General features: G+C 34.5%; 9 protein-coding genes and 2 pseudogenes. 6 read left to right on the forward strand and 5 right to left on the reverse strand.

Going from position 1 to position 11,591, the window contains the following annotated elements:
• The 3 genes and pseudogenes from WG67_RS08870 to hemA all read left to right on the forward strand — a co-directional run.
• A pseudogene (locus WG67_RS08870) lies at positions 1 to 255 on the forward strand (molecular chaperone HtpG); the annotation flags it as partial.
• A 43-nt stretch (positions 256 to 298) separates the two neighbouring features.
• Positions 299 to 3,064, forward strand: coding sequence for a host RNA manipulator TomO (locus WG67_RS05550; RefSeq protein WP_070357021.1), 2,766 nt, complete (start codon positions 299 to 301; stop codon positions 3,062 to 3,064).
• A 64-nt stretch (positions 3,065 to 3,128) separates the two neighbouring features.
• Complete coding sequence (gene hemA / locus WG67_RS05555; RefSeq protein WP_006279721.1) at positions 3,129 to 4,337, forward strand: 5-aminolevulinate synthase; 1,209 nt, start codon at positions 3,129 to 3,131, stop codon at positions 4,335 to 4,337.
• A 118-nt stretch (positions 4,338 to 4,455) separates the two neighbouring features.
• On the opposite strand, the gene WG67_RS05560 is transcribed toward hemA, so the two are convergent.
• The 4 genes from WG67_RS05560 to WG67_RS05575 form a co-directional block, all read right to left on the reverse strand.
• Entirely contained in the window at positions 4,456 to 5,151 is a 696-nt protein-coding gene (locus tag WG67_RS05560) for an inositol monophosphatase family protein (RefSeq protein WP_006279720.1), read from the reverse strand.
• Between the two features lie 8 nt (positions 5,152 to 5,159).
• Positions 5,160 to 5,726 (reverse strand): elongation factor P, encoded by a 567-nt coding sequence (gene efp / locus WG67_RS05565; RefSeq protein WP_006279719.1) that lies wholly within the window; start codon positions 5,724 to 5,726, stop codon positions 5,160 to 5,162.
• Positions 5,727 to 5,788: 62 nt separating this feature from the next.
• Complete coding sequence (gene rimM / locus WG67_RS05570) at positions 5,789 to 6,295, reverse strand: ribosome maturation factor RimM (RefSeq protein WP_006279718.1); 507 nt, start codon at positions 6,293 to 6,295, stop codon at positions 5,789 to 5,791.
• Positions 6,296 to 6,309: 14 nt separating this feature from the next.
• On the reverse strand, positions 6,310 to 7,485 hold the full coding sequence (locus tag WG67_RS05575; protein ID WP_070357022.1) for an aspartate aminotransferase family protein: 1,176 nt from the start codon (positions 7,483 to 7,485) through the stop codon (positions 6,310 to 6,312).
• Positions 7,486 to 7,550: 65 nt separating this feature from the next.
• Here WG67_RS05575 and WG67_RS05580 point away from each other — a divergent pair, with 65 nt between their 5' ends.
• The 3 genes from WG67_RS05580 (at position 7,551) to recF (ending at position 10,749) form a co-directional block, all read left to right on the forward strand.
• Complete coding sequence (locus WG67_RS05580) at positions 7,551 to 8,978, forward strand: sensor histidine kinase (protein ID WP_070357023.1); 1,428 nt, start codon at positions 7,551 to 7,553, stop codon at positions 8,976 to 8,978.
• A 189-nt stretch (positions 8,979 to 9,167) separates the two neighbouring features.
• Positions 9,168 to 9,635 (forward strand): thioredoxin-dependent thiol peroxidase, encoded by a 468-nt coding sequence (gene bcp, locus WG67_RS05585; protein WP_070357070.1) that lies wholly within the window; start codon positions 9,168 to 9,170, stop codon positions 9,633 to 9,635.
• 16 nt (positions 9,636 to 9,651) lie between these two features.
• On the forward strand, positions 9,652 to 10,749 hold the full coding sequence (gene recF, locus WG67_RS05590) for a DNA replication/repair protein RecF (RefSeq protein WP_070357024.1): 1,098 nt from the start codon (positions 9,652 to 9,654) through the stop codon (positions 10,747 to 10,749).
• 667 nt (positions 10,750 to 11,416) lie between these two features.
• Here the strand turns inward: recF and WG67_RS07385 are convergent.
• A pseudogene (locus WG67_RS07385) lies at positions 11,417 to 11,591 on the reverse strand (TrbC/VirB2 family protein); the annotation flags it as partial.

Genomic DNA, 11,591 nt, shown 5'->3' on the forward strand with positions numbered 1-11,591 from the left:
CTTCGCATGGAGCGTTTTTTGCGTGAACAAAAGCAGCTAAATTACCGCACGCCAAAGGTGCTTGAAATTAATACTAAGCATCCTGTAATAAAGAGTATAATGAAATCTTATGCTGAAAGTGGTGAAAACCCAACATTGGAAGACATGATTCATTTATTATTTTACCAAGCTTGCATCGTGGAAGGTGAAGAGATGGATGATGTAAGTCTGTTTGCTAAGAGATTGAATAATTTGCTTGGCAAGATTTCTGTTTAATGCTATACTTAGCTTAGCTTAGCTGCTAGTTAGGAGGTAAAACATGTTTGGTTCCAATTTTAGAGACTTTGTATCACAGGATACAACTTCACAGGGCCAATCAAATTCTGAAAGATTAATCAAAAGTTGGCATGGTTTTGAAAAACCAGATTCTGAAGATTCAGGTATTGAAGAAGAGTTTGAAGTTTTAGATAGCGAAAGTCAAGAGATACCAGCTACTCCATGTAGCACACCCTCTGAAGATCTAAGTTTAGAGTATGCAATACTTGCAAACTTTCCTGATGGTTGTGATAGGTCGTTTACCGTAGAATCAAAAGATGAAGGTTCATTTGATACCATTCCTAAAAGTTTAACTTTCGCTGAAATAACAAATATCCTAAATCAAGCTATACAAGAAGATAATTGTGAAGAACTAGACAAGGTTGTACAAAATATTGAAGATTATGAAGGCAGGTCTATTACGCTGGATAATGTAAATTTAAAGAGTTTTTGTGAGCAACAACTTAACTTAGATTTACAAGATAGAAGCGATCATCAACATATATACTCAAATGTACTATCACAGTATAAATTTGATCAGGAGAATTTTGAGTGTGATTATTCAGTAAAAGAATTGGTATTATTGGCAATTGCAGCTAATGACAAGCTAGTAGAGCAATATCAGGATTTTCTTTTTGCTGAAGAAAATTTAAGTCTTTTACCTGTACTTGTTGGTGGTCAAAAATATATTGAAGCTTTTATAGAAAAATTCCATGGTACTGATGGAGTTTATGGAAGATTAAAAGGTCAAGCTATACAACTTGTCGAACCTAATAAGATTGACTTTTTCTCAGTTATAGCACTAAGAAAAGAGCAAGAATTACTAGAGACAGTTTTTGTCGAATACGTTTTAAGAGATTTTGGACAGGTGTTAAAAACAAGTAAACCTAATCCTTTGTATGGTGCGCTTGAAACAGCATCTCTGATCAAAAATGAAGAATTCATCACGATAGTGCTAGATGCATTTGAAAGATATATTAATGAGCTAACTAAAAAAGCCTCAACAGAAGAGTTATTAAAAAAGAGCTTTGCTACCTTGTTAGAAACTGCGATAAGCCAGGAACACACATCTGTCATTGAATACCTGTGCAAACGATACACTAATAGTGCAGATCGTGCCATTTACGATGTATATGAACAAGCATTTGCAGATGATAAAGTTATTACAATACTAAGGCAACAAATCCTGAAAAACATAGGAGCTCGTGGCAGAAAAGAAATTTATGATTTAATTCTGAAAACTGCATTGGATGCTGGTAATATTGCATTTATCGAGCACTTGTGTGAAAAATGTGCTAAATGCAGCAATGATGTTATTAATTATCTTGATCATAAATCTAAAAACAACGAGTTTGATGAAATATATGAATCAATTCTGATTGCATTGTCTAATACTGAAAGTCAAGACATTATAGTCAGTGTTCTAGCTTATGTTCAAATTTATCAAAGCATACTCAATAATAAACAGCAAGTAGTCAGGCAAACCATACAAAATATACTGAGAAATGCAATAAAAGAAGCTAGTTATGGAGTTGTTGTACCCTTATGTCAGCATGTTGACCTAAAATTCGCAGCTCTTCAGGCAATATGCAAGGAAGAATTTGAGAAAGCTTTACCAGTAATTGCAGAACAGCTTGAAAAAATAAGTATGGAACTTTCTCCAAGTATGACTCGTAATGAGTATCAAAAAAATAGAGATACTTTGAGTCATCTATATCTAATTAGAAATTTGTTAGAAAGTAGTAAATTAATCAATACTTCCAGTAAAGCAAATATACAGACACAAGCGAATACACAAGTTAATAAAAGAAGCAGCAGTGATAATGCAGTATCACCTGTTATAAAAGGCGATACGGCTGTAGTAAATGAAGAGAATAACAATCAACCAAGCAGTCAAAGAAACCCAAAATCCAAAAGTGCTGGCAGTCAACAGACAGAAAAAAATGTTCTTGCAGGGGAGGAAGAAAATGCTATCTTAAATAACACAGGGGTTTCAACGCAGGAGCCTTTAATTAATAATTTTGAGGAGGGTGAAATCAAAAAAGGCAGCGGAAAAAAAGGTGTTAAGCAACTTGCCAGTCCTGTTAAGAAAAAGATTGATGGACTTATAAGCAAAACCAGTACTAACTCAAGAGAAGAACTCGAAAATATTCTAAAAAGTAACTCTCCTACTCTTGTACTACAATATGTAAAAAATAAAGACGGTCCCTTTAAGGGTAAAGTAGAAGAAATTAAAAAAGAAATTAAAAACCATAATACAAAACAAGGTAATGTTAATATTTCACTGAACAACGATTTGCCAAATTCAGGAGACCAATCTACAAGTTCTAATAATACCGGAAGCAATAGTACACTTACCACAACTCCAGAAATTACGGGTTGTGAAAAGAAGTTGGGGGTAAGTGAAGTTTCTTCGAATGCTGACAATGTGTCTACAATTGGAGGTGTTATTAACAGTAAGGAAAAGCCTGCAGCAGTAGAAAAAACTAGTGCTATAAACAATCAATCAACCTCTATTACTGCAACACAAAATACGCAAAAGAGTAAGTGGCCTACCATAGCTACATGGACGTTAGCAGTAGCTGGAGTTGTTTCAGGAGTAGCTATTGCAGTTTATTTGGAAATGCTAGCTGCAGGAATAGCAGTTGGAGCTTGTTGTCTGGTTGCCGCTGCAATTATATACTGCTGTACACCTAAAAGCCAAGTTGAAAACAACAAGGTTGACAAACCTTTCAACACGGGGAAAGTACCTACTGCCGTACATGTATAATAAATATAGTAGTTTACCATTTAATAATTTATTATAATTATGTTAATTATCGGTAAATAAGGACTTGGTAAACTACGAAGAAATATTCTTGAATAAAATAAAAGATATAAAAGATGAGGGGCGCTACCGTGAATTTACGCACTTTGCGTCATTACCAGGTAGGCTCCCCCACATTATGGACTATGAAAGAAATAGGGAAGTAATAGTCTGGTGCAGTAATAACTATTTGGGAATGTCACAAAATGAGAGTGTAATTGCCGCTATCCAAAATTCATCTGTTGGTGCTGGAGGAACAAGAAATATATCTGGTACAACAAAAGAGGTTGTTGAACTTGAAAAATCCTTAGCTTGTTTGCATAAAAAAGAGGCTGCTTTAACTTTTGCTTGTGGCTACCTCGCTAACCAGACAACACTTAGCACTTTATCGTCTGTTATTCCGGGCGTAGTAATTTTTTCAGACGAGAAGAACCATTCTTCGATGATAGAAGGCATAAAATCAGGAAAAAGGCCAAAACATATATTTAAACACAATGATGTTAATCATCTAGAGCAGTTACTCAAGTCTATAGACAAAAAGACACCAAAAATAATAGCACTTGAATCCGTATATTCAATGGATGGTGATGTAGCTCCGCTTAAAGAAATATGCGACCTGGCAGATCAACATAATGCAATTACCTATTTGGATGAGGTGCACGCAGTTGGCATGTATGGTTCACATGGTGGCGGAATTGCAGAAAGAGAAGGTCTGATGGATAGAATAACCGTTATTCAAGGTACACTATCAAAGGCTTTTGGAGTGATGGGTGGGTATATAGCGTCTTCAAAGAGCTTGGTAGATGTAATAAGAAGTTCCGCTCCAGGATTTATTTTTACCACTGCTATGTCGCCTGTTTTAGCAGCGGCAGCAAAGGCAAGCGTTGAGCACCTAAAATCGAGCAACATTGAAAGGGAAAAGCAAAAGCAAGTCGTTGAAAAAGTAAAAAACTCACTGAGAAATGCAGGAATTAACTTCATTCCAACAGAAACTCATATAATTCCAATAATAATTGGCAACTCAGAGTTATCCAAAAAAGCATCAAAATTATTATTTGATGAGTATGGAATATATGTTCAACATATAAATTACCCGACAGTTCCAAGAGGAACTGAGCGTTTCCGTATTACCCCTACACCTTATCATACCGATGAAATGATAGAGCATTTAACAGAATCTCTTGTAAAAGTTTTCGAAAAGTTGTCTATCTCTGTAGCCTGTTTATGCTATAGCTAGTACAGCCCTACGTCATACCGCGATTTATTCGCGGTATCTCAGCATGGATTCCGCTAACAAGTAGCGGAATGACGAGTTTTACGCTTATCAAATTGTAGGTAAACATAAATTACTTTAGCTATAGTTTTATATCTCCAGCAATGATTAGCCCGTTGTCTTCCGTTAGCCTTCCACCGCTTTCTTGCAGAAAAAGTCTACCGAGCAAGGCTTTATATTTGTTAACTCCAGAGTAAATTATTCCACTGTGCCTTCCTGCCGCAAGGTATGCAAAGCCTAAAATTGTTGAACCTATGGAGCGTACATTACTATTGCCAGGCAGCAATTTATTTAACAAATTACCACTTACATCTATTAGACCCCCTTCACGGCTTTTCACTCGCATTTTTACATGACGAGATCTAAAATCCTCAAGAAAAGCACCTTTCTTTTCTTCTGCCCAAAAAGTTTCTCTAAGAGCCGGAGCATCAATTACAGCTGCCACAACTTTATTTTTATGAATGAGACAGACTGATACTGCAAAATAAACCATGCAACTAGAAAAGTTCTCCCTACCCTCTATAGGCATAATAAACCAGGTATAAGTGTTATCTTTTACTTCTTGATCAGTATCATCTTCAAAAATAAAACCATAGTCTCGTTTGTAGTCGTGCAAGCAATCGTATATGGTTTGCTTGGATTTTGAATAAGTTTTATTAATAAAGTCTGCTGATTTAACATTAGAAATTTGCAATTCATTAAAATCGCGCATAAGCTGCTTGGAAGCATTACGCACAGAATCAAGCATCACATTAATTCGTGGTGATGAGAGGGACATTCTTCCTTTTACTCTTTCACTCTTTCATAATAGCTGTCACCTGGAGTATATACTACAATTTTATCCTCTTCTTTTATAAATTGAGGCACGTTAACGCGCATTCCGTTTTCCAAAATTGCAGGCTTATAAGAAGCAGTAGCAGTTTGTCCTTTAATAACAGACTCTGTTTCTTTCACAGCAAGTGTAACATAATCAGGCACATGCGCAGAAATTATTTTGTCTTGATAAGCTACAACTTTAATTTTCATGTTATCCTGTAAATAAATTTTTTTTTCTCCCAATAAGTCCAAATTTATAGTGATTTGCTCGTAATTACTTGGATGCATAAGATTTACAATGTTTCCTTCAGTGAAAAGGTAAACATATTCCTCTTCATCTAAAATTGCCCTTCTGATTGTTGCATCAGAACGAAATCTTTCATAGTGTTTTGCTCCGGTTTTGATGTTTTTCATTTCGGCTTGTATGTATGCACCACCTTTACCAGGTTGAGTATGCATAATACCTACAACCAAAAATAATCCGCCGTTATGTTCCAACACCTGACCTGGTCTGATATCGTTAGCTCTTTCTGCCATAATTACATTTTCAATTTGATCTTATAATTATAAATAGCTTTATATAAATATCAAAGTCTTTATTAGTCAATAAATTCTGGTATATTTAATACTATATACCTCCCCTTTATATTTATATGTGGAAATATCTCTTTAGTGAAAGACAGCATAATACGTTTTTTTGTGCTGATAACTAAAATTTCTAATATATCCCCTGAGCCGAAATTATACACAGATTTTACATAGCCATATAATTCATTACTTTTCAGCCTTACTTCCATATCTACAAGGTCACTTTGGTAAAATTCATCCTCATCATTTAGCTCTGGTAACTTGCTTCTTTCTATATATAGCTTCTTATTCCTTAAAAGCTCTGCTTCATTACGGGAATTTACTCCGCTTATTGTAGCTATTACTAAATTATCACCTATGACGGATACTGAGTCTATTTTATAATTCTCATCACCACTTATTAGCTTACCATATAAGGAGATATTTTCAGGCTTTTCAGTAAAGGTTTTTACTTTAACAGCTCCTTTAATTCCGTGAGGAGAGGTAATAATTCCTAAGCATACCAGATTGTCGTTCATATTAATGCAAGTATCTAATCAGAAGATTTCTCAGATAAATATTGAGTCAAAATCTCGATGCCTTCATCAATCTCTTTTTCAGTGATAATGAGTGGAGGTAAAATTCTCACAACGTTATCTGATGTTACCCCAACAGTAAGCAAGCCGCGATGACTTAACTCTTCTGCAAACTTTTGATTGTCTGCTTTCACTTTTATTCCAAGCATTAACCCTTTCCCTCTTACTTCCTCTATTATTGGAAATTTACTTGCTAAGTCTTCTAGTTTATTTTTTAAGTATTTACCTCTAATTTCAACATTTTTCAAAAAGCCGGGGCTGAGCAATTCTTCGAGCACAGCATTACCTACTGAGGTTGCAAGCGGATTGCCACCAAAAGTGGAACCGTGCATACCGACCGCCATATATTTAGCAGCATTTTCAGTTGCAAGACAAGCCCCCAGCGGAAACCCCCCGCCTATTCCCTTTGCAAGAGCACATATATCAGGTTCCACTCCTATATGTTCGTATGCGAATAATTTTCCTGTCCTACCAGCACCGCATTGTACGCAATCAAAAAATAACAATATGTCATTTTCATCACACAGCCTTCTTAGTTCTTTCATAAAGACTTCATTCATTACTTTGATACCACCTTGCCCTTGTATTGGTTCTATTAATATAACGCCTATACCACTTGAAATTGCTTTCTTTACGCTCTCAATATTGGGCTCGATGTTATCACACCAATCAATGTAGGGATTTAGTAATTCAGAAAATTTCTGTTTATCGTTTGTAGCACAAGTTAAAAAGGTTCTTCCATGAAATGCACCATGAAATGTTAAAATTCTGTGACGATTTTTATTGCCTTTTCCATTTTGATAGATCCTAACAATCTTAAGTCCACATTCTACTGCCTCTGATCCAGAATTTGAGAAAAATACAGTGTCAGCGAAACTATTGTTTATTAATTTTTCTGCAAAATTATTGGCAGCAGGTATATTATAGGTATTTGATATATGCCATAATTTTTCTCCTTGCAATTTAAGAGCACTAATTAATCGCGAATTAGTGTGACCTAAGCTACTAACGGCTATTCCGGAGTGAAAATCTACGTAGCGCTCACCATCAACATCATATAGGTAGATACCTTTGCCATGAGAAAAATTTATATTAACAGGAGAATAAACTGGCAAAATAGGAGAAATTGTCATAAAATATTATATGCTAAATTTTATTATTAATAACATAAAAACCGTTGTTTCACAATAAGAAGGATATGTATAAGCTAGGTAAATTGATGTTTTCTGCGTTGAAGAAAAACAAATACACAAAAGTTATTGTATTACTCTCATCGATCTTTATGATTTTATTCAGTGTGATATATTGTAATCATTTACTAAGGAGTAATTTCCTTTCTTCTTACCGTGATTCAAGTGTAAACTTAAAAAGCGTACTGGAAAATGGCATAATAAAAAAATACCATTATTTACTAATAGAAAAGCATCACATTAAATACAAAAATTTTGACTACATAAACCAACTAGTAAAACTACGTGCTGAATTATTACAATCAGTGAGCAAAGTAAAGGATTTCAGCTTAATACTGTATGATCAAAACGGCAGAATAATATTCAGTAATTTTAACACTCAAGATTATGATTATGAACAGTTACTTACAAACGATGAAATTGATAAACTATTAAGTAACCAAGAAATATTTTATACTACAGGAAATACATTAACTTCTATTTTCCCTATATTCCATGAAAATAGCGTTAAACCGTCGTTTTTTTTGAAGATTCTTCGAAACTACAATAATTCTTATGTTATAGCATATGGCCTGTTTTTAACATTTTTGGGCCTATTATTAATAATCTTAATATTAATAATGTTCTATTTGCACTTTTCTAATACCCAAATGCTAGCCAAGCAACATAAAACTAACATTGAATTACAGCAGATAAAAGAGACATTAGAGCAAGAAAATGCAAACAAGCTAAAGTTTTTTGCAAGCGTTACACATGAATTACGCACACCTCTTAATGCTATTATTGGATTTGCAGAGTTGATCAAAAATGAAACTTTAGGTTCAATGGATAACTCTCAATACAAGGAGTATGCAGACGATATATATAATGCAGGGACACACTTACTTGCCTTAATTAATGATGTGTTAGATTTTTCAAAAGCTGAATCAAGTAGTTTAACAGTAGAAAAAGTGAAGTTTAACCTGAACAAAATAATAGATTCATGTGTAAATATGCTATTGCCTAAATTAAAAGAAGCCGGGATTAATTTAAAAAAAGAGATGACTAATAAACAATTATTAGTCATTGCAGATCCCAAGAGAATGAAACAAGTTATAATAAATTTATTATCAAACTCAATCAAGTTTACTCCCAAAGATGGTTTAATAAGAATGGTGATAAAAGAAAATATAGAAAAAAACTTATTAACTATTGAGTTTCATGACAATGGAATAGGAATAATGCAGCAGGAGATATATAAAGTTATGTCTGTTTTTGGCCAAGCAGATTCGGGGTATAGAAACGAAGGTACGGGCATCGGATTGCCGCTAAGCAAGAAATTAGTAGAGTTAATGGGTGGAACTTTTGACATTAAAAGTGAAGCAAAACTTGGTACTACGATAACATTGAACTTCTTTTATGAAGAACAAACATGTGAAGATTCGATTGATTTTTAATAGGATCTATTTGATATGGCCTTACATCAGACGAAAACCACACTTTATCAAGAGCGGCAAGCCGAGAAGGTAGGCAGAAATTCATCAATAAGCCCCCATCAAGAATCTTATCTGTTAGCTATATATAAAATTTGATACTCTGACTACAATATACTACTATAGATGGAAGTGTTATTAATGGAGCAAGGTATGGAATTAGCAGTAGGAAATAATGCACCCGATTTTAGCTTGCCAGCAGATTCTGGTGAAAATTTATCACTGAGTGAATTTTTTGATAAAAAAAATGTAGTTCTTTATTTTTATCCTAAAGACGATACTCCGGGTTGTACAATGGAGGCAAAAGGCTTTAGAGATAAAATAGATGATTTTTCTTTCCTTGACACAGTGATAATTGGTGTATCAAAAGATAGTGTTAAGTGTCACACTAACTTCAAAGCAAAATATTCTCTGCCGTTTTCTTTAGTTTCTGATGAGAATGCTGAAATGTTGGGAAAATATGGTGTTTGGGTAGAGAAAAGTATGTTTGGCAAAAAGTATATGGGAATAGAACGCACTACTTTTTTAATAGATAAAAAAGGTAAAATATTGAAGATCTGGAAAAATGTAAAAGTTAGTGGACATGTTGATGAGGTTCTGGAAGAAGTAAAGAGAATATAAACTAAAGAATAGGTTAATGGCTACCCATTGCTACATAAAAAAGCTGAAATTACATAATTTTCGTAGCCACTCAAACTTTGAACTGGATTCAGATGATAGCTCAGTTGTAATAACTGGCAAAAACGGTATTGGTAAAACTAATATACTTGAAGCAATCTCGTTGCTTGCTAAAAGCAATGGAATGAAAAAAGCAAAAGCCAGTGAGATACAAAATAGATTCAGTAATGAAGATTGGATAGTGCACTATGATTTTTTTAATGGAATGGATTTTAATTCAATTGGTATCGCAAAGAGTTTTGATAAGAAACTAATACAAATTGATGGAAAAACGCAATCGAGTTATTCATCTTTGTATAAGATATCCAATGTAATATGGCTGATTCCACAAATGGACTATGTTCTTCTTAATTCTCCAAGTGACAGATTAAAATTTTTAGACCGTATAGTCTCACTGTTTGAGGAAAATTACACTTGCTGCTACATGAAACACAGAAAAGCTAAACGTGAGCGAAGTAAACTGTTGAGAGAGAACACCTTGGACGAAAATTGGCTCTCTAGTCTTGAAAACATAATGGCCGTTAATGCAGTTAGTATTTTACGTATGCGATCGTCTGTTTTAAAGACACTACAAGACACAATTGATAACCATTCCAGTGAGTTTTTTCCGAAGGCAAGTTTGAAATTCAGCAGCCAGCTAACTTTGGACGATACTGCAGAATATTTTCAGAATCGTCTAAAGGAAAACAGAGAAAAAGATTCATTGACTGGTAGAGTAACCTTTGGTGTGCATAACGATAATTTTCGGGTTTTTTGTCAAAAAAGAAACGTACCAATAAATCTGTGCTCCACTGGAGAACAAAAGTTATTACTGCTTTCTATTATTTTATCCAGTGTAAAAGCAAGGTGTATTCATTACAATAAGGCACCACTTCTTCTACTTGATGATATAATGTCTCATCTGGATAAACATTACAGAAAGGCGTTAATGGAGGAAGTGTTAAGTATTCAATGTCAAACTTGGATAACTGATGTAAATCAAGATAATTTCAATAGCTATCTTTATTCTTTCAAGTTTTTTGAATTATCAAATGAATTAAATGCAAAACTTCCTTGACAAACCTCGCCAGCCCCCTTATCATGATACTGAAGGTATTCAGTTATCTTCATCTGTGCAGATTAAACAGCAAGAAAACAACGTAGTTGGCGTCTTATTTTTAATTTTTTGCACTATGTGCACCTTATGTCTTCACAACATTTCTGGGTTTTTACCTATATAAGCTGAAACGCGCTTATAAGTCGTTTAAGACAGTATAGTACGCCGATTTTGCAGGATTAGAGAGTGACAACTAGCTAGCACGGGGTTTCTTTTGCCTTTTTTTCTGCTTAGTAAATTTCTTAAACATTCAAACTAAGGTGAGTTGCATTTAAAAGCAGCTAAATTGCAGTGTTTAAGACTTAAAAAACGCCAATACTGAAAATAGACAATGACCAGGGCTTCTTTTGTCTTTTTTTTCGTTTGGTAAATTTCTTAAATATTTATGGCTAAACGACAACCGTCATCCCGCTACTTGTTAGCGGCTGAGATACCGCGAATGAATCGCGGTATGACGGTTCGCGGTGACATGACGATCAGCCTTGTCATTCTAGCGCGTGGCGCTGGAATCCAGACTTTAACTGATATGATTACAGAAAGAGAATTTATTAGGTAGTTATAGACACTGAAAGTGGTAAAACTTACCACTTTCAAGTAAAGAAAACTACGTTTACGCCTTCTATAATTTCTATGGATTATTCACTACTGCACCGTCTTCACAAATCACACCTCCTGGTGTTATTTTTGAAACGACTACAGGAGCGCCAAAAAACACAGCAGTAAATGCACCGAGTGCAAAAAGCGCTGGCCATGGCATTCTGCCAAATATCGCAAGCAAAGCTGCACCTATTATCACTATTGTG

It is taken from the genome of Wolbachia endosymbiont of Drosophila incompta, assembly GCF_001758565.1.
Classification (GTDB): Bacteria; Pseudomonadota; Alphaproteobacteria; order Rickettsiales; family Anaplasmataceae; genus Wolbachia; species Wolbachia pipientis.

Coding starts and splice junctions, on each gene's coding strand:
- WG67_RS05550 (WP_070357021.1), top strand. CDS start 299: ATGTTTGGTTCCAATTTTAGAGACTTTGTATCACAGGATACAACTTCA.
- WG67_RS05560 (WP_006279720.1), bottom strand. CDS start 5,151: ATGTCCCTCTCATCACCACGAATTAATGTGATGCTTGATTCTGTGCGT.
- efp (WP_006279719.1), bottom strand. CDS start 5,726: ATGGCAGAAAGAGCTAACGATATCAGACCAGGTCAGGTGTTGGAACAT.
- rimM (WP_006279718.1), bottom strand. CDS start 6,295: ATGAACGACAATCTGGTATGCTTAGGAATTATTACCTCTCCTCACGGA.
- WG67_RS05575 (WP_070357022.1), bottom strand. CDS start 7,485: ATGACAATTTCTCCTATTTTGCCAGTTTATTCTCCTGTTAATATAAAT.
- WG67_RS05580 (WP_070357023.1), top strand. CDS start 7,551: ATGTATAAGCTAGGTAAATTGATGTTTTCTGCGTTGAAGAAAAACAAA.
- bcp (WP_070357070.1), top strand. CDS start 9,168: ATGGAATTAGCAGTAGGAAATAATGCACCCGATTTTAGCTTGCCAGCA.
- recF (WP_070357024.1), top strand. CDS start 9,652: ATGGCTACCCATTGCTACATAAAAAAGCTGAAATTACATAATTTTCGT.